Source organism: Cupriavidus pauculus (genome assembly GCF_008693385.1).
Classification (GTDB): Bacteria; Pseudomonadota; Gammaproteobacteria; order Burkholderiales; family Burkholderiaceae; genus Cupriavidus; species Cupriavidus pauculus_D.
Genome location: NZ_CP044065.1, coordinates 1,049,389 through 1,067,921, shown reverse-complemented (window position 1 = coordinate 1,067,921; position 18,533 = coordinate 1,049,389). Strand labels below are relative to the sequence as shown.

Sequence of the window (18,533 nt, the reverse complement as noted above, 5' to 3'; positions counted from 1 at the left end):
CGCGCGCTCAACCGCGCCGCGCGATGACCTTGTCGATCAGGCCGTAATCCACCGCCTGGTCGCCGCTCATGAAGTTGTCGCGATCGGTATCGCGCGCGATTTTCTCCACGGGCTGGCCGGTCACTTCGGACAGGATGCTGTTGAGGCGTTCGCGCAGGTACAGGATCTCGCGCGCCTGGATCTCGATATCCGAGGCCTGGCCACGCGCGCCGCCGAGCGGCTGATGGATCATGATGCGCGAGTTCGGCAGCGCGGACCGCTTGCCCTTGGCACCGGCGGCCAGCAGGAACGCGCCCATGCTCGCTGCCATGCCCATGCACAGCGTCTGCACGTCCGGCTTGATGAACTGCATCGTGTCGTAGATGGCGAGGCCCGCGGAAACGGAGCCACCCGGCGAATTGATGTAGAGCGACACGTCCTTGTCGGGATTCTCGCTCTCGAGGAACAGCAATTGCGCCACGACCAGATTCGCGGTCTGGTCGTTCACTTCGCCAACCATGAACACCACGCGTTCCTTGAGCAGGCGCGAGTAGATATCGTACGCGCGCTCGCCGCGGCCGGACTGCTCGACCACCATCGGCACCAGCCCGAGACCCTGCGTCTCCAGGGCCGAAGCCTGCGTCGTGGCCAGACGGTCTAGCAAATCATTGCGGGTCATGCAGGTTCTCCAGGTATTCAGGGGATGACGGCCAGCTTGGGTCCCTGCCGGGGGTTTTCAACCCCGGCCAAACCCTTGCCGGCCGCTTCACGCGAATCAGGCCCGAATCAAGCTTGTTGCGGATTCGACTCGGCGGTCAGTTCCTCGAACGACACCGTCTTGTCCGTGACCTTGGCCTTCTCGCACACGAAATTTACCACGTTGTTTTCGAGCACGTAGGCTTCCATTTCGGCCAGGCGCTGCTGGTCGCCGTAGTACCAGCGCATGACTTCCTTCGGGTCTTCGTAGCTCTTCGCGAAGTCCTCGATTTCGGCCTTGATCTGCTCGGGCTTGGCCTGCAGGCTGTTGGCCTTGACGATCTCGGCCAGGATCAGGCCCAGCTTCACGCGGCGCTCGGCCTGCTGGGTGAACATGTCGGCCGGAATCGGCATGTCCTTGGCGTTCGGCATGCCACGTTGCTCGAGGTCGCGGCGGGCCATTTCGACCAGGCGTTCCTTGTCCTGGTCCACCAGGGCCTTCGGCACGTCCAGTTCGCTCACCTTGATCAGCGCTTCCATGACTTCGTCCTTCAGCATGGCGTGCGTGCGGCGCTTGACTTCGCGCTCGAGGTTTTCGCGGATGTCGGCGCGCATCTTCTCGACGCTGCCGTCGGCGATGCCGAGCGACTTCGCGAACTCGTCGTTCACTTCGGGCATGTGGGCCCACTCGACGCGCTTCAGCGTGATCGTGAATTCGGCGGTCTTGCCGGCCACTTCCTTGCCGTGGTAGTCGGCCGGGAACGCGAGCGGGAAGGTCTTGCTCTCACCGACCTTCAGGCCGATGGCGGCGGCTTCGAACTCGGGCAGCATGCGGCCTTCGCCGAGCACGAACGCGAAATCTTCGGCCTTGCCGCCGGCGAATTCCACGCCGTCGATCTTGCCCACGAAGTCCACGGTCACGCGGTCGCCATTCTTGGCGGCGACATCGCTGCCACCGTCGCCATGGTCACCGGCTTCGCCGCGCACGTGGTAGTGCACGCGCTGCTTGCGCAGGATGTCCACGGTCTTGTCGATCTCGGCGTCGCCGATCTCGGTCTTCGTGCGGGTCACTTCGGCGCCGGTCAGTTCGCCGATCTTGACTTCCGGATACACCTCGAACGTTGCCTCGAAGGCCACTTCGTCGTCAGCGACGCCGTCGGTCTTCAGGTCGAACTTGGGCTGGCCGGCCACCTTGACGTCCTGCGCCTGGGTGATGTCGAAGAAGGCGCGTGCGGCCTTGTCGAAGCGGACTTCGAACTCGACCTGCTGGCCGTACTGCTTCTCGACCATCTTCATCGGCACCTTGCCCGGGCGGAAGCCGGACATCTTCACCGTCTTCGACAGGCGAACCAGGCGTTCCTGCGTTTCCTTCTGCACTTCAGCCTTGGGGATGGCCAGGGTCACCTTGCGGTCCAGCTTGCCGAGATTTTCAATGACGTTCGACATGGTCGTTGATCCAATCCAGAAATGTTGTTGTCTCTGCCTACTTCACGTCCGGCTCACGTGCACCCAATTTCCGGGATGGCGCCAATTTCGGGGTCGATCATCGACGGCCCCAGATACGCATCCGGCGGGCTCCGTGCGGACGGAAAACGCGGATTATCGCATGATTTCGATCCGCTTCCGGCAGTTTTTACCCTGACCGGGAATCCGCGCCCTCGCCGGCCACGCCCGTGGCGGCCGGGGCCTGCCCGTGGCGCAATGCGCGCAGCAGCAGGCGCGCGGGATCGACGGCGTCGGCCAGGTCGCTCTCCACTGGCAGCGGTTCGCCCTCGATCTGGCTTGCGACGAGTTCGCCGGCCAGTGCGGCCCATGTGAGGCCGCGCGAGGCGAACGCAAGGGCCGCGTACAGCCCCGGCAGGCGCGGCAGATCGCGCAGGTGCGCGCCGCGCAGCGCGGCGGCATGGGCGAGGGCCTGCGCCTCGTCTGGCAGGTGGCCGATCAGCGGGAGGCGATTGTGCGTGACCGTGCGGACGCCGACGTAGCCATCGAGTTGCTTCGGGTCCATCGTGGCGAGTCTGCCGGCGTGTTCGGGCAGCAGCGCGGCCGCGCGCGCGAGGTTGTCCGCGTGGACTTCTGGCCGCGCGACCCGTGGCCCGTCGTCGGCGTCGTAGCTCGATCCCACGCGCGCGCTGCCGTCTTCGGCGCGCGGCAGCAGGTAGCCGTTGCCCGTGACCACGCAGTCGGGCCAGCTGCCGAGCGCCGTTATCGCGTCGGCCGGCAGGTCCGTCAGTTGTCCACGCACGCGCCGGAGCTCGCGGTAGGCCGACGGCACGAGCTGCCCGGCCTCGTAGGCGTTGGCCAGCACGAGGACCGGGGCGGTGGCGATGACGCTGCCGTCGGCGGCGAGCACCTGCCACCAGTCCGGCACCGTGTCCGCCGTGTCCTCCGTGTCCTCCGTGTCCTCCGTGTCCTCCGTGTCCTCCGTGTCCACCGAGGGGCCGCGCGGTGCGGGCACGCGGGCGAGGCGCGCGGCTTCGCAGCCGAAGCGCGCGGTCACGGCCGGGCCCGCGTGGGCGAGTTGCGCCGCGCAGATATCGGGCGGCGCGACCCAGCCGCCCTGCGCGAACCACAGCCCGCCCGCCGGCACCGCCGCGCCATGCACGGCAGCGGCCTCCTCGGCCGGCATCCAGCGCGCGAACGACTCCGGAAAGCCCAGTGCCGCCAGCGCGGCATGCTGCGCCGCGTTGTCCGCCGCGTCCTCGCCGACATGCAGCACACCGCAGCCATGCCACCCCACGGGATGCCCGGCCGCGGCCAGCGCCTCCCACGCGCGCAGCGCGTAGAGATTGCCCGCCCGCGACAGCCGCGACAGCAGGCTGTCGTCGCTCGACACATGCGGATGCATCGCCGCCGCCCGATGCGCGGACGTCTGCCGCGCCGGCCCCGCATGGCGATCGATCAGCGTCACCCGCCAGCCGCGCGTGGCCAGCCGCTCGGTCACCGCGCATCCCGCGAGCCCCGCCCCGATCACGATCGCATGCCGTTCGGGCCATGATGCCGCCGCGGGCGGCGCATGGCGGCGCGTCTTCCAGGCGGGCGCGAACCGCGCCACGGTCATATCGCGCTTGCCACCGAATCCCGGTACCTTGCGCACCGCGAATCCCACCGCCTGCAACCCGCGCCGCACGAAGCCCGCGGCCGTGTACGTCGCCAGCGTCGCATCCGCGCGCGCCAGCCGCGACAGGCCGCGAAACACCGTGTCGGACCACATATCGCTGTTGCGCGACGGCGAGAACCCGTCGAGATAGAACGCATCGGCGCCCACGGCCAGCCTGGGCAGCAGCGCCTCCGCATCGCCGAACGCCAGCGTCAGCGTCACCGCCCCGCCCTCGAATTCGAGCCGGTGCAGCCCCGGCAACACGTCGGGCCAGGCGGCCTGCAACGTGGTGGCCAGCGGCAACAATGCGCCAAGCCCCGCGTGCAGCTGCCGCAGACCGTCGCGCGTAAATGGATGTTTCTCGATGGAGACGAAATGCAGCCGACCGCAGCGCTGCGGATCGTCACGCCAGGCCTGCCACGTCGCCAGGAAATTGAGCCCCTGCCCGAAACCGGTCTCGACGATCACGAACTGCCGGCGGTCGCGCCAGCGTTCGGGCAGCCCGTTGCCGCCCAGGAACACGTGATGCGCCTGCGCGAGGCCGCCACGGCTGCTGTGATACACGTCGCCGTAGCGTGGGGAATAGGGGGTGCCGTCACCGTCAACGATCGGCTCGGCAGGCTCGAGAGCACGCGGCATGGGCGCGATTATCGCTTTCCATTGAGGGAATCGGGGGCGGCGGATGGTAGCATAGCGGCCCCTTGTGCCCCGCCCCGGGCGATCGCCGACGCCGCGTTCGCCCGCTTATGCCATGTTCAGCTACCGCCACGCCTTCCATGCCGGCAACCACGCCGATGTGCTCAAGCACGCGATCGTCGTGCAGTTGCTCGACTATCTGACGCGCAAGGACAAGCCGTTCTGGTACGTGGATACGCAGGCAGGCGCCGGGCGGTACTCGCTGGAACATGCCTACGCGCAGAAGAACGCCGAGTTCGAGACCGGCATCGGGCCGCTATGGGAATCGGAAGAGGAACTGCCGGCGATGCTCGAGGCCTATCTCGAGCAGGTGGACGAACTGAACCCCGACGGCGAACTCAACCATTATCCGGGCTCGCCTTGGCTCGCATGGCAGATGCTGCGCGATGCCGATCGCCTGCGGCTGTTCGAGCTGCATCCGACCGAGATCCAGGTCCTGCGCGACAACTTCCGCGGCGCGGGCCGCCGGGTCATGCTCTATGACGCCGACGGCTTCGAAGGCCTCAAGGCCATCCTGCCGCCACCACCGCGCCGCGCGCTGGTGCTGATCGACCCCGCCTACGAAGACAAGAACGACTACGCGCGCACGGTGCGCGCGGTGCAGGACGGCCTGCAGCGCTTTGCCACGGGCATGTATGCGGTCTGGTATCCGCAGGTGCAGCGCCGCGAGTCGACGCAGTTGCCCGAGCAACTGAAGCGCCTGCCGGTCAAGAGCTGGGTCCACGCGTCGCTGACCGTCAAGCACCCGGTTCCCGGCGGCCTCGGACTGCACGGCAGCGGCATGTTCGTGATCAACCCGCCGTGGACCCTGAAGGCCGACCTCGAGGCTGCGCTGCCTAAACTCGTGGAAATGCTAGGACAGGACGACGGGGCGTCGTTTACGCTGGAATCGCTGGACAGCTAGGCGGAGCGCGCGCCAAAGCGCGCCATCAGGGCGTTGACGCCAAACCCGATCAACGCCCCGATCGTATCGGCCACCACATCGATCGCATCGGCATCGCGGTAGGGTGTCAAGCTCTGGAGAATCTCGATCAGCACGCCATACGCGATGAGCCCGAGCAAAATCCCCCACATCCGCCCCGGCCAGGCGCGCGACCCCAGCACCGCCAGCGTGCCAAACGCGAGCATATGATTCGACTTGTCCCACCCGGTCGTGGGCATCGGCGTCGACGGGGGCAACAGCGCCAGCACGAGAATGGCCGCCGCACAGCCCCAGAACATCAGACGAAACATCCCGATCGAGCGAAGCGTCGTGGTCATGGCCGGGCTCAGAAAAGAAGACACGAACGTAACGTTACCGCAAGTCGGCGCCGCTATATGTTCGTGGGCGCACCCCGGTTCGTGGGCGCAGAGAATCCGAAGCGGATTCGGAAGGGATGCAGAACGGATTCAGGAGGATTCAGGAGGATTCAGGAGGATTCAGGAGGATTTTGGTGCGAGGGAGGGGACTCGAACCCCTACACCATTGCTGGCGTCAGGACCTAAACCTGGTGCGTCTACCAATTTCGCCACCCTCGCAGTCCCTGTCTCGCTGGCCTGTGCCACATGGCCGAAAACGAGGCTGCGGATTGTAGCGCAACGCGGGAGGGGAATCCAGTCCCCTCCCCGCTCGATCACCGTTTCACGCGGATGAACGCCAGTACCAGCACCGTGGCGCAGGCTTCCAGTGCGGCGACGAAGTACAGGCCCGACGACAGCTGGCCCGTGGTCGTCTTGAACCAGCCGATCATGTACGGCGCCACGAACCCGGCCAGGTTGCCGATCGAGTTGATCAGCGCGATGCCGCCCGCCGCTGCCGTGCCGGCCAGAAAGGCCGACGGGAGCGACCAGAACACCGGGAAGGCGGCGAGGATGCCGATGGACGCGATGGTCAGCGCGCAGAGCGCCAGCGTCGCGCTCTGCAGGAACATGCCCGTCATCGTCAGCCCCGCGGCTGCCAGCAGCGTGGCCATCGCGCAGTGCATGCGGCGTTCACCCGAGCGGTCGGAGTGGATGCCGTTGAGCACCATCGCGATCGTGCCGGCGATAAACGGAATCGCCGAGACGAGGCCGATCTGCAGGTTGCCCTGAACGCCCAGCTCCTTGATGATGGACGGCGACCAGAACGCGATGGTCGCGTTGCCGCTGACCACGCAGAAGTAAATGGCCGCGCAGATCCACACCCGCGAGTTGGAGAACGCGTCGCGCAGCGACGAATGCTTGGCCGGGTCGCGGGCCTCCGCTTCCACGTCGCGCGTGACCAGCGTCTGCTCGGCGGCGGTGAGCCATTTGGCGTTGACGGGCTTCTCCGGCAGGTACATCAGCACGGCGATACCGGCCAGCACCGACGGAATGCCCTCGATCACGAACAGCCATTGCCAGTTGGCGAGGCCATCCACATTGTCCATCGTGGTCATGATGAAACCGGCCAGCGGGCCGCCCACCACGCCCGCGATCGCGAACGAGGTCATGAACAGGCCGTTGATGCGCGCGCGGCGCTCGGCCGGGAACCAGTACGTGAGGTACAGCACCACGCCAGGAAAGAAGCCAGCCTCGAAGATACCGAGCAGGAAGCGCAGCGCATAGAACTGCGTCGGCGTCTTGACGAAGATCATCGCCATCGAGGCCAGGCCCCACAGGATGGTGATGCGCGCGAGCGTCTTGCGCGCGCCGATCTTCTCGAGCAGCAGGTTGCTCGGCACTTCGAACAGGAAGTAGCCGATAAAGAAGATGCCCGCGCCGAAGCCATAGACGGCTTCGCTGAACTGCAGGTCCTGCAGCATCTGGAGCTTGGCGAAACCGACGTTGACGCGGTCGATCCAGGCGAGGATGAACAGGAAGACGAGGAACGGAATCAGGCGGACCGTGATCTTGCGGTACGCGTCGTTGCGCTGCCGGGCGAGTTCGGCGGGCGGCAGCCCGTCGGCGACGCCCGGGGCGCCGGCTAACGTGGAAGACATTGTTTCAACTCCTTGGTGTGGTACGCGGGGCCGCGCTACATTGGCGCGGCCCTCGGGCGACAGATGGGCGAACGCTGTGCTGGAGCGTTGCGGGAACCGTTACAACGCGGCCTCGATGGCGCCGGCCACCTGCAGCACGCGCGCATCCTGCCCGTGCAGGCCGCACACGCCGAGGCCGATTCCCAGTCCGGCCGCCTGCCCCAGCGGCAGCGACGCGGCGCAACCGTCGAGGAAGTTGATCACGCTGGCATTGCGCAGCACGAGGCCGTTGGTGGCGAAGAACGCCTCGTCGGTCTGCAGCGCATCGAGCCGCGGCGGACGCACGGCGACCGTCGGCATCAGCCACGCGTCGGCATCGCGCAGGAGGTACGCGGCCTCCGCCTGCATGCCGCGGCGCGCGACCAGCAACTCGATATAGTCGGCGGCGCTCAGCTTCTCGCCGCGGCGGATGCGCATGGCCACGCGCGGATCGTACTGATCGCCGCGCTCGGCCAGCAGCTGCTTGTGCCATTGCCACGCTTCGGCGGCGGTCAGACCGCCCGCGGCATTGATCTCGGGCAGCCTGCGCAGTGCCGGAAATGCAAATGGCACGATCTGCGCGCCCAGCGACGACAGCTTCGCCAGCGCGGCATCGAACGCCTGCGCCACGTCGTCGTCGAGGCCATCGCATACGAAATCGCGCGTCACATACAGGCGCAGCCCCGCCAGCGTGGCCGGGCGCGTATCGAGCGTCTCGCCCGACAGCACCGCATCCACGGCCGCGCAGCAGGCGACCGAACGCGCGAGCGGGCCGGCCGAATCGAGCGACGTGGACAACGGCACCGCGCCATCCAGCGGCACGCGCTTCGCCGTCGGTTTGAAGCCGGTGAGCCCACAGAATGCCGACGGAATGCGGATGGAACCGCCCGTGTCGGTACCGAGCGCGGCCACGGCCATGCCTTCCGCCACGCTCACCGCACCGCCCGACGTGGACCCGCCGGAAATACGCTCGGGGTCCAGCGGCGTGCGCGGCGTGCCGTAATGCGGATTGAGGCCGAGGCCCGAGAACGCGAACTCGCTCATATTGGTCCGGCCGATCAGCACGGCCCCGGCCGCGCGCAGACGCGCCACGGCCGGCGCATCGGCCGTGGCGGGCTCGCCGGACAGCGCCTTCGAGCCCGAGCGCGTGACCTGGCCGCGCACGTCGAACAGATCCTTGATCGAAACCGGCAACCCCGCCAGCGGCGAGGCCACGAGCCCCGCCACGCGCGCCTGGTCGGCCGCGCGGGCTGCGGCAAGCGCGCCTTCCGCATCCACCTGCATAAAGGCGGTGCCACCGGCCTGCTGATGCTGCTGGATGCGCGCGAGCGCGGCTTCGGTCAGCGCGACGCTGCTCGTGCGGCCTGCCGCGAGTTCGGCCGCAAGCGCGGCGATCGTAGACGTGTGGTCCATGTCGTTCCCTTGATGAGCCTCGTGATGATGGGTGTTGCCCGCGCGTCAGTCCGCGACGGCCAGGCTTTCCACGCGGTACGCGTGGCGCAGCGTGCGGTTGCGCACGGGGTCGTGCAGTTCGACCTCGAACGCTTCACCGTGGCCCAGTTCGCCGATCACGGCCTGCGTGCCGCAGAACATCGCGGTGCCAGGGGGCAGCGCGTCCTCGCCGGTCAGCCGCTGGACGAGGTCGCGCGGGTCCAGCAGGCGCGTGACCTTGCCTTCCTGATACAGCGCGCGCTTGCCGTCGCGCACGCGCCAGCAGCGCATCTCGAGGCTGTCCCAGTGATCGGCCACCTCGTCGAAGCGCCACACTTCGCGGCCGACGGGCTTGCCGCACATCTGCTTGGAGACCGTGACGTCGTACGCCTCGACCTTGCGGTCGGTATGGTCCGAGCCGATGCCGATATACAGCGCATCCTGGCCCTGCAGCAGCACGAACTCGGTCTCGCCCGACGAGTCGTCGCGCGGCACTTCGAGGACGTCGCTCGTGGTCAGCAGCGAGGCGGCCAGCGGGTAGAAGCAAGGGACGGTCGAGGGCGGCTTCACGCCGATGTCCTGGAGTTCCTTGATGTGGTGTTGCACCGCGTCCGCGTCGCGGCCGGTCCAGCCGGCGATGATCAGTCGTTCGATGTCGAGGGCGAGTGCGCCCCCGCCGGCTACCTGGAATTGCAGTGTCGGCATTGCGTGAATCCTGTTGCGAAAGAGTGGGTCGTTCAGAGTGTCCGGATGATGTTCTTCCGGAATTCGTCGATATGCTCGCGGATCGCCTCGCGCACGGCCGGGATATCCCGGCGCTCGAGTCCGTCCACGATCTCCAGATGTTCCTGATAGACGTTCTCGAGGTGCTGTGGGTCGGACAGCGAGAGGAACCAGAAGCGCGCCTGCTTCTCGTGCAGGCTGCGCAGCAGGTCGGCCAGCACGCGATTGCGCGATGCGGCCGACATGGCGGTATGGAACTTGAGGTCCAGCGAGGCCAGCGCGGGAATGTCCCGGCGCGCGATCAGGTCCGGCGAGCGGTCCACGATGTCGCGCATCGCCTTGAAATCGCTGTCGTGTCCGCGCTCGCAGGCCAGCGTGGCGCACAGCACCTCGTTGGTCGCGCGCACTTCGATCATGTCGAGCACGTCGTTCAGCGACAGCGGCGTCACGAGAATGCCCTTGCGCGGCAGGATCTGGACGAGGCCCTCCACCTCCAGCCGATGCAGCGCCTGATGGACGGGCGTGCGGCCCAGCCCCAGCAGGTTGGCCACCTGCGCCTCGTTGAGCGGCTCGCCGGGGCGGAACTCGCACGCGATGATCCGGCGCTTGATCTCGATATACGCCTGCTCGCGCATGGCCGCCCCGCTCTGGGCGGGCGTGAGCGGAAGCCTGGCTTCGCTCGCGTCGGCGGTGTCGTTCGCTACCAGTCGGATGGGACGCGTCATTGGATCGCTGCGGTGTGTCTTAAGTTGTTGTGATACTAGTGTGATATTTCACTGGGCACAAGACGGAGTTTTATCAGGGTTTACGCGGAGGAAGCCACGATCCACGGGGCGCAGGCATTGAACTCGCTAAGGTCAGGGACCCGCAACGTATCGATGATCGATACGCACATATCTTGGTGCAATACGGTCCCATCGTGGTGCAGCGGGTCACGACGTTGGTGCCCTTTTTCTGTCGATGGCTTCGTCATGTCCGAACGGCCCGATCCGCTCTTCAACCAGTCCCTCGAGAAAGGTCTCGAGGCATTGCGCGCGTTCACCGCCGTGCATCGCACCCTGACGCTCGTGGAACTCGCGTCGCTCACCGGCATGACCAAAAGCTCTGCCCAACGCACCGTGCATACGCTCGAGCAGCTTGGCTACGTCGACAAGCATCCGCAGACGCGGCGCTTTCGCCTGACGCCGAAGGTCATGGAGATCGGCTACAACTACCTGTCCGCCGATGCGCTGATTCCGATCGCCAGCCCGTATCTGTCGCAGCTGGCCAATGCCAGCGGCGAGACCGCGAACCTCACGGAGCCCGTGGGGCTCGATATGGTCTACGTGGCGCAGCTCATGACCGCCAAGCACATGCCCGTGCTGACGCCCGTGGGCATGCGCATTCCGATGTACTGCACGAGCTCGGGCCGCGCCTACCTGAGCACGCTGCCCGATGCGCAGGTGCGCGCGATGCTGGAGACGTCCACGCGGCATGCGCGCACGCCGGCGACGCTCACGGATGTGGAGACGATATTTTCCCGCGTCGTGGCGTGCCGGAGCGTGGGGTATGCGTACAACGAAGAGGAGCTGTTTCTCGGCGATATGGGCGTTGGCGCGCCGATCATCAACAGCCAGGGCATTGCGGTGGGGGCCGTGCATGTGTCGCCGCCGGTCAGCCGGTGGACGATGGAGGAGGCGCAGCGGAAGCTGGGGCCTCTCGTCGTGGAATGCGCGTGGGCGATTTCCCGCTCGATCGGACACTGAGAGCGAGATGAAAGGGGCGTCTCGCCCCTTCCCGCCAGGGTCAGCCCGCTACGGTCAGCATCGCCTGCAGCAGGACGTTGGCGCCCGCCTCGATATGCTCGGGCAGCGCGTCCTCCAGCTCGTTGTGGCTGATGCCGTCCTTGCACGGCACGAAGATCATGCCCGTCGGCGCGCACTGCGCCACGTACACCGCGTCGTGCCCCGCGCCGCTGACCACGTCCATGCTCGGCAGGCCCAGCAGCGCCGAAGCCTTGCGCACGGCCTCCACGCATTCGGGCGCGAACACGCACGGCTCGAACTTCACCACCTGGCGGATTTCCACCTGCACGGCGGCCGCCTCGGCAATGCCCGCGAACGCCGCGCGCATCGCGGCATCCATGCGGTCCAGCCCGTCCTGCGACAGGTTGCGGAAGTCCACCGCGAAGTCCACGCGGCCCGGAATCACGTTGCGCGAGTTGGGCTTGACCTCGAGGTAGCCCACGGTGCCGCGCCCATGCGGCGCCTCGTCTCGCGCGATGCGGTTGACGGCTTCCACCATGCGCGCGGCGGCCAGCATCGCGTCATGGCGCAGCGCCAGCGGCGTGGGGCCCGCGTGGGCGTCCTGCCCCGTCACCACCACGTCGTACCACTGCTGGCCCAGCGCGCCGGACACGACGCCGATGGGCAGCCCAGCCGCCTCCAGCACCGGGCCCTGCTCGATATGCGCCTCGAAATACGCGGCATACATGCCGCCGGGCACGTCGCCGGCCGGCTGCGCGCCGCGGTAGCCGATGGCGTCGAGCGCATCGCCCACGGTCACGCCCGCGCGGTCCGCCTGTTCGCGCGCGAAGCCCGCGTCGAACACGCCGGCAAACACGCCCGAGCCCATCATCACGGGCGTGAAGCGCGTGCCCTCCTCGTTGGTCCAGATGGCCACTTCCAGCGGCGCGCGCGTGACCACGCCAAGGTCGTTGAGCGTGCGCATGACCTCGAGGCCAGCCAGCACGCCGAAGTTGCCGTCGAACTTGCCGCCCGACGGCTGCGTGTCGATATGGCTGCCGGTGGCCACGGCGGCCGCCGCCGGATCGCTTCCCGCGCGGCGCGCGAACACGTTGCCGATCTCGTCCACGCGGATATCGAGGCCCGCCTCGCGGCACCAGCGCACCACCAGGTCACGGCCGAGCTTGTCTTCCTCGGTCAGCGCGATGCGGCAGACGCCGCCCTTGGGCGTGGCGCCGAGCGCGCCGAGGTCCATCAGCGATTGCCACAGTCGTGCGCCATTGATGCGTGGGGTGTGAAGGGTGTCCATGTGAGTTCTCTGTGTCGGTGAGGTCGGGCGTCGAATGCCCGCAGGCTCTGTCCGTCAGCAAGAAGCAGACCATCGGTACCGACGCACGTGGCACATGACTTGCTAGCTCCAAGGCACGCCCTTCCCCACCCTCAGGAGCTCTGCCTGTGAACCACCATCCGTCCTCCCACGCGAAAGGTTTCCCCTCCGGTATCCGCACGATCGTCGCCACGACGGCCGCCGCGCTTGCCTTCTGCGCGCTCGCACTGCCCGGCGTGGCCGCGGCCGCTGAGAAGACCCTGCGCATCGGCATGACCGCCGCCGATATCCCGCGCACGCTCGGCCAGCCCGATCAGGGCTTCGAGGGAAACCGGTTCACCGGCATCCCGATGTACGACGCGCTGACCGCATGGGACCTCTCCAAGAGCAACGGTCCGAGCCTGCTGATTCCGGGCCTGGCCACCGAGTGGAAGGTCGATGACAAGGACAAGACCAAGTGGACGTTCAAGCTGCGTCCCGGCGTGAAGTTCCACGACGGCTCCGCGTTCAATGCCGACGCCGTGGTGTGGAACGTCAACAAGGTCCTCGACAAGACCGCCAAGCAGTTCGACCCTAGCCAGGTCGGCGTGACGGCCTCGCGCATGCCCACGCTGCGCAGCGCGAAGAAGATCGACGACATGACCGTCGAACTCGTGACGTCGGAGCCGGACTCGTTCCTGCCGTACAACCTGTCGAACCTGTTCATGGCGTCGCCCACGCAGTGGGAGAAGAAGCTGGCCGCCGTGCCGGCCTCGGTGACCGACGCCGCCGAGCGCAGCAAGCAGGCATGGGTCGCCTTCGCGGCGGACGCCTCGGGCACGGGCCCGTTCAAGATGACGCGCTTCGTCCCGCGCGAACGCCTGGAGCTCGCGAAGAACGCCAGCTACTGGGACCCGAAGCGCGTGCCCAAGATCGACAAGGTCGTGATGGTGCCGATGCCGGAAGCCAACGCGCGTACCGCCGCGCTGCTGTCGGGCCAGGTGGACTGGATCGAGGCACCGGCCCCCGATGCCATCGCGCAGATCAAGAGCCGCGGCTTCGAGGTGTACGCCAACGCCCAGCCCCATATGTGGCCGTGGCAGCTGTCGTTCGCGCCGAACTCGCCGTGGCTCGACAAGCGCGTGCGTGAAGCCGCGAACCTCTGCGTGAACCGCGCGGGCCTCAAGACGCTGCTGGGCGGCTACATGGCCGAAGCCAAGGGCATCGTCGAGCCGGGCAACCCGTGGTGGGGCAACCCCAAGTTCGACATCAAGTACGACCCGAACGCCGCGCGCAAGCTGATGACGGAAGCCGGCTACTCGGCCGCCAAGCCGGTGAAGGTCAAGGTACAGGTGTCGGCATCGGGCTCGGGCCAGATGCAGCCGCTGCCGATGAACGAGTACGTGCAGCAGAACCTGAAGGAGTGCTTCTTCGACGTGGACTTCGACGTCGTGGAATGGAACACGCTGTTCACGAACTGGCGTATCGGCGCGAAGGATCCGAGCGCGCATGGCGCCAACGCGATCAACGTGAGCTTCGCGGCCATGGACCCGTTCTTCGCGATGGTCCGCTTCGTGAGCACCAAGACCCAGCCGCCGGTCTCGAACAACTGGGGTTACTTCGGTAACGCCGAGTTCGACAAGCTGATCGAGAACGCCCGCACCTCGTTCGACGAGAAGGGCCGCGACGCCGCGCTGGCCAAGCTGCATGCGCGCATCGTCGAGGAGTCGCCGTTCGTGCTGATCGCGCACGACGTCGGCCCGCGCGCGATCTCGAAGAAGGTCAAGGGCGTGGTGCAGCCGCAGAGCTGGTTCATCGATATCGCCACGATGTCGATGGATTGACCCTGCCTCACCCCCTGGCCCCTCTCTTCGCGGAGAGGGGCCGCACCAGAACATAACGATATGGCCCCACGATGATCTATCTGCTCCGCCGCCTCCTCTACGCGCTGCCGATCCTGCTCGGCGTGGCACTGCTGTGCTTCTCGCTGGTCCATATCGCGCCCGGTGACCCGCTCGTGTCGGTGCTGCCTCCCGATGCCTCGGAAGAGCTCCGCCGCCAGCTGACCGCGCTGTACGGCTTCGACAAGCCCTTCCTCGAACAGTTTTTCCATTGGCTGCTGCGTGCACTGCACGGCGACCTCGGCACGTCCATCGCGACGAACCGGCCCGTGATGAGCGAAGTGTCGACAGCGGTGATCAACTCGATCCGCCTGGCCTCGGTGGCCACGCTCATCGGCTTCACGTTCGGCTGCCTGTTCGGCTTCGTCGCGGGCTATATGCGCGACTCCGTTTCGGACCGCGTGGCCTCGTTCCTGTCCGTGCTCGGCGTCAGCATCCCGCATTACTGGCTCGGCATGGTGCTCGTCATCGCATTCTCGGTGCTGCTGGGCTGGCTGCCCGCGACCGGCGCGGGGCCCGGCGGCTCGGGCGACTGGGCGTGGGACTGGGAGCACTTCCAGTACATGCTGCTGCCCGCCATCACGATGTCGGTGATCCCGATGGGCATCGTCGCGCGCACGATCCGTGCGCTGGTGGCGGAAATTCTCTCCAACGAGTTCATCGTCGGCCTGCGCGCGCGCGGCCTGTCGGACCTCGCCGTGTTCCGCCACGTGGTCAAGAACGTCGCGCCCACCGCGCTGTCGGTCATGGGCCTGCAGCTAGGCTACCTGCTCGGCGGCTCGATCTTGATCGAGACCGTGTTCTCGTGGCCGGGCACGGGTTTCCTGCTGAATTCGGCGATCTTCCAGCGCGACTTCCCGCTGCTGCAGGGGACCATCCTCGTGCTGGCCGTGTTCTTCGTGCTGCTGAACCTGATCGTGGACGCGCTGCAGACGATGTTCGATCCCCGCATCGAGCGCAACTGATTTTCCATTTTTCCGATTCGCGGAGAGCCTCATGGACCTGACCCTCGACAAACGCACGGCGCCGCTCGCCGTGCAGCGCTCCCCCGGATACTGGGCGACCGTCGGCCGCCGCCTGCTGCGCAACAAGCTCGCGATGGTGGCCGCGTTCATCCTGATCGCGCTGATCCTGATGGCGCTGTTCGCGCCGCAGCTGATGCCGGCCGACCCGTATGCCTCGTCGATCCTCAAGCGCCTCAAACCCATCGGCACCGAGCACTATCCGCTCGGCACCGACGAACTGGGCCGCGACATGCTCTCGCGCCTCATGCTCGGCGCGCGGCTCTCGCTGTTCATGGGCATCACGCCCGTGCTGCTCGCGTTCGTCATCGGCAGCGCGCTCGGCATCGTCGCCGGATTCGCGGGCGGCCTGACCAATACCGTGATCATGCGGCTCACCGACATCCTCTACGCGTTTCCGTCGGTCCTGCTGGCCATCGCGCTGTCGGGCACGCTGGGCGCCGGCGTCGGCAATGCCCTGCTCTCGCTGACCATCGTGTTCGTGCCGCAGATCGTGCGCGTGGCGGAAAGCGTGACCACGCAGGTGCGGGCGCGCGAATTCGTCGATGCGGCGCGCGCGTCGGGCGCCTCCGCGCTGACCATCGTGCGCGCGCATGTGCTCAACAACGTGCTCGGCCCGATCTTCGTCTACGCCACGAGCCTGATCTCGGTGTCGATGATCCTGGCCTCGGGCCTGTCGTTCCTCGGCCTCGGCGTCAAGCCGCCCGAGCCCGAATGGGGCCTGATGCTCAATACGCTGCGCACCGCGATCTATACGCAGCCGTGGGTCGCCGCGCTGCCTGGCGCGATGATCTTCCTCACGTCGATCTCCTTCAACCTGCTGGCCGATGGCATTCGCTCGGCCATGGAAATCAAGGACTGAACATGAACGACACTCTGGAAGCGACCGCTCTGCCTGCCGCGCGCGACGTCGGCGGCCCGGCACAGCCATTGGTCATTGCCCGCGACCTCGTCAAGCATTTCCCGCTCAAGTCGGCCATCCCCTTTCGCCATGCCGGCGAGGTCCGTGCCGTCGATGGCGTGAGCTTCGACGTCCTCAAGGGCGAAACGCTCGGCGTCGTCGGCGAATCCGGCTGCGGCAAGTCGACGACCGCGCGCCTGCTGATGCAGCTGACCGCGCAGGACAGCGGCGAACTGATCTTCGACGCGCAGGGCGTGGGTTCGCCGCAGCTGCCGATGAAGGCGTTCCGAAGCCAGGTGCAGATGGTGTTCCAGGACAGCTACTCGTCGCTGAACCCGCGCCTGACCATCGAGGAATCCATCGCCTTTACGCCGCGCGTGCATGGCGTGAGCGCGCGGGAGGCGACCGAGCGCGCGCGCTATCTGCTCGAACGTGTGGGACTGGCGCCGGCACGGTTTGCGGGCCGCTATCCGCACGAGCTGTCCGGCGGCCAGCGCCAGCGCGTGAATATCGCGCGCGCACTGGCGCTGCGTCCGCGGCTCGTCATTCTCGACGAAGCCGTGTCCGCGCTCGACAAGTCCGTGGAAGCGCAGGTGCTGAACCTGCTGCTCGACCTCAAGGCCGAGTTCGACCTGACGTACGTGTTCATCAGCCACGACCTGAACGTCATTCGCTACCTGTGCGACCGCGTGATGGTCATGTACCTCGGCAAGGTGGTCGAAGTCGGCGATACCGAATCGATCTATGCCAATCCGGCCCACCCCTACACCCGCGCGCTGCTCGCATCGATGCCGTCGATGGACCCCGATCACCGCACGCTCGCCGCGCCGCTCGCCGGCGATCCGCCGAACCCGATCAACCCGCCTTCGGGCTGCAGCTTTCATCCGCGCTGCGCGCGCGCGGAGCCGGTGTGCGAACGCCGCGCGCCCGTGCTGACCGACGCGCTGGCCGGACACCCCGTGTCGTGCCTGATGGCCATGCCCGATGGCGGCCATTCGCTGCCGCTCCGGCGCATGACGCCGGGCCTGCATGCGGCTACGCCCTGAATGGGAGGACAGACGATGACCGAAACCCAATCTCCCGCCACGACCCCCAGCCAGCCGGTGGTGTCGGTCCGCGACCTGCGCGTGACCTTCCATGGCGGCGGCAAGACCATCCAGGCCGTCAACGGCGTCTCGCTCGAGGTCCATGCCGGCGAATCGCTGGCGCTGATCGGCGAATCCGGCTCCGGCAAGAGCGTCACGCTGCGCGCGCTCATGCGCCTGCATCCGCCGCGCCGCACGCGCATGGAAGGCGAGATCCGCGTGGACGGCGAGGACGTGCTGGCCATGGACAAGCGCACGCTGTCGCGCCTGCGGGGCGGCAAGGTCGCCATGGTGTTTCAGGAACCGCTGCTGGCGCTGGACCCGGTCTATACCGTGGGCCAGCAGATCGTCGAATGCATTCGCACGCATGCCAGGGTCACCAAGGCCGAAGCCCGCGCGCGCGCGCTGAAGGCGCTCGAGTCGGTACGCATCCCGAGCCCCGAGCGGCGGCTGGCGGCCTACCCGCACGAGATGTCGGGCGGCATGCGGCAGCGCGCGATGATCGCGCTGGCGTTGTCGGCCCAGCCGAAGATCCTGCTGGCCGACGAACCGACCACAGCGCTCGACGCGACCGTGCAGATCCAGGTGCTGATTCTCATGCGCGAACTCCAGCGCGAGCTGGGCCTGTCGATCGTCTTCGTGACGCACGATATCGGCGCGGCCGTCGAGATCGCGGACCGCGTGGCCGTGATGTACGGTGGCCGCATCGTCGAGGAGGGTCCCATCCGCACGCTGATGCGCGAGGCGCGCCATCCCTATACGAATGCGCTGCTGAAGAGCCGGCAGCACGGCATGGCGCGCGGCGAACGGCTGGAGACGATCGGCGGCGCGCCGCCCGACCTCTCCGCGCTGCCGCCGGGCTGCACGTTCGCGCCGCGCTGCGCGCATGCCCGGCCCGAATGCCTGAAGGAAGTGCCCCGCGCGGTATCGCTCGGCAACGGCCATCGCGTCAGTTGCGTACTGGTGTCGGAACCCGCCACCGCGGCGACGGCCGCCGCCTGAACTCCCACCA

Annotated in this window: 16 protein-coding genes and 1 tRNA gene; 7 read left to right on the top strand and 10 right to left on the bottom strand. The window is 67.3% G+C overall.

Translation table 11 applies throughout. The annotated features are described in order from the left end of the window. Positions 1-7 precede the first annotated feature (7 nt). From clpP to mnmC, 3 genes are all read right to left on the bottom strand, one after another. Positions 8-658 carry an ATP-dependent Clp endopeptidase proteolytic subunit ClpP gene (gene clpP / locus FOB72_RS04930; protein ID WP_150371508.1) on the bottom strand — a complete coding sequence of 217 codons (651 nt, stop codon included), beginning with the start codon at positions 656-658 and terminating at the stop codon, positions 8-10. A gap of 107 nt (positions 659-765) precedes the next feature. Continuing rightward, positions 766-2,121: a trigger factor gene (gene tig, locus FOB72_RS04925; protein ID WP_150371506.1), complete on the bottom strand. Its 1,356-nt coding sequence runs from the start codon at positions 2,119-2,121 to the stop codon at positions 766-768. A 187-nt stretch (positions 2,122-2,308) separates the two neighbouring features. Continuing rightward, positions 2,309-4,414, bottom strand: coding sequence for a bifunctional tRNA (5-methylaminomethyl-2-thiouridine)(34)-methyltransferase MnmD/FAD-dependent 5-carboxymethylaminomethyl-2-thiouridine(34) oxidoreductase MnmC (gene mnmC / locus FOB72_RS04920; protein WP_150371504.1), 2,106 nt, complete (start codon positions 4,412-4,414; stop codon positions 2,309-2,311). 112 nt (positions 4,415-4,526) lie between these two features. Between mnmC and FOB72_RS04915 the strand changes: the two genes are divergently transcribed. Further along, entirely contained in the window at positions 4,527-5,375 is an 849-nt protein-coding gene (locus FOB72_RS04915; RefSeq protein ID WP_150371502.1) for a 23S rRNA (adenine(2030)-N(6))-methyltransferase RlmJ, read from the top strand. Here FOB72_RS04915 and FOB72_RS04910 read toward each other — a convergent pair. The 6 genes from FOB72_RS04910 to FOB72_RS04885 all read right to left on the bottom strand — a co-directional run bounded on the left by FOB72_RS04910 (position 5,372) and on the right by FOB72_RS04885 (position 10,307). After that, entirely contained in the window at positions 5,372-5,731 is a 360-nt protein-coding gene (locus tag FOB72_RS04910; RefSeq protein WP_150371500.1) for a VanZ family protein, read from the bottom strand. The two genes, FOB72_RS04915 and FOB72_RS04910, sit on opposite strands and share 4 nt — an antisense overlap. Before the next feature lie 171 nt (positions 5,732-5,902). Continuing rightward, positions 5,903-5,989: transfer RNA gene (locus FOB72_RS04905), tRNA-Leu, on the bottom strand. 95 nt (positions 5,990-6,084) lie between these two features. After that, positions 6,085-7,410: an MFS transporter gene (locus FOB72_RS04900; protein ID WP_150371499.1), complete on the bottom strand. Its 1,326-nt coding sequence runs from the start codon at positions 7,408-7,410 to the stop codon at positions 6,085-6,087. A 99-nt stretch (positions 7,411-7,509) separates the two neighbouring features. Then, the gene (locus tag FOB72_RS04895; protein WP_150371497.1) at positions 7,510-8,841 is read right to left on the bottom strand and encodes an amidase; all 1,332 of its coding nucleotides are present in this window, start codon (positions 8,839-8,841) and stop codon (positions 7,510-7,512) included. 45 nt (positions 8,842-8,886) lie between these two features. After that, a complete protein-coding gene (locus tag FOB72_RS04890) occupies positions 8,887-9,564 on the bottom strand; it encodes a DUF2848 domain-containing protein (protein WP_150371495.1) in 678 nt (225 codons plus the stop codon). A 32-nt stretch (positions 9,565-9,596) separates the two neighbouring features. Continuing rightward, positions 9,597-10,307 carry a GntR family transcriptional regulator gene (locus tag FOB72_RS04885; protein ID WP_150371493.1) on the bottom strand — a complete coding sequence of 237 codons (711 nt, stop codon included), beginning with the start codon at positions 10,305-10,307 and terminating at the stop codon, positions 9,597-9,599. A gap of 246 nt (positions 10,308-10,553) precedes the next feature. Here FOB72_RS04885 and FOB72_RS04880 point away from each other — a divergent pair, with 246 nt between their 5' ends. Further along, positions 10,554-11,327, top strand: coding sequence for an IclR family transcriptional regulator (locus FOB72_RS04880; RefSeq protein ID WP_150371491.1), 774 nt, complete (start codon positions 10,554-10,556; stop codon positions 11,325-11,327). 40 nt (positions 11,328-11,367) lie between these two features. Here the strand turns inward: FOB72_RS04880 and FOB72_RS04875 are convergent, their stop codons facing one another. Then, positions 11,368-12,615: a Zn-dependent hydrolase gene (locus FOB72_RS04875; protein WP_150371489.1), complete on the bottom strand. Its 1,248-nt coding sequence runs from the start codon at positions 12,613-12,615 to the stop codon at positions 11,368-11,370. A gap of 146 nt (positions 12,616-12,761) precedes the next feature. Between FOB72_RS04875 and FOB72_RS04870 the strand changes: the two genes are divergently transcribed. From FOB72_RS04870 to FOB72_RS04850, 5 genes are all read left to right on the top strand, one after another. Beyond that, positions 12,762-14,456 (top strand): ABC transporter substrate-binding protein, encoded by a 1,695-nt coding sequence (locus tag FOB72_RS04870; RefSeq protein WP_411859811.1) that lies wholly within the window; start codon positions 12,762-12,764, stop codon positions 14,454-14,456. Positions 14,457-14,527: 71 nt separating this feature from the next. Further along, complete coding sequence (locus tag FOB72_RS04865; protein WP_150371488.1) at positions 14,528-15,478, top strand: ABC transporter permease; 951 nt, start codon at positions 14,528-14,530, stop codon at positions 15,476-15,478. Between the two features lie 31 nt (positions 15,479-15,509). Further along, a complete protein-coding gene (locus FOB72_RS04860; RefSeq protein WP_150371487.1) occupies positions 15,510-16,397 on the top strand; it encodes an ABC transporter permease in 888 nt (295 codons plus the stop codon). 2 nt (positions 16,398-16,399) lie between these two features. Next, a complete protein-coding gene (locus FOB72_RS04855) occupies positions 16,400-17,482 on the top strand; it encodes an ABC transporter ATP-binding protein (RefSeq protein ID WP_150371486.1) in 1,083 nt (360 codons plus the stop codon). Between the two features lie 15 nt (positions 17,483-17,497). Beyond that, complete coding sequence (locus FOB72_RS04850; protein ID WP_150371485.1) at positions 17,498-18,523, top strand: ABC transporter ATP-binding protein; 1,026 nt, start codon at positions 17,498-17,500, stop codon at positions 18,521-18,523. The last annotated feature ends 10 nt before the right edge of the window (positions 18,524-18,533 follow it).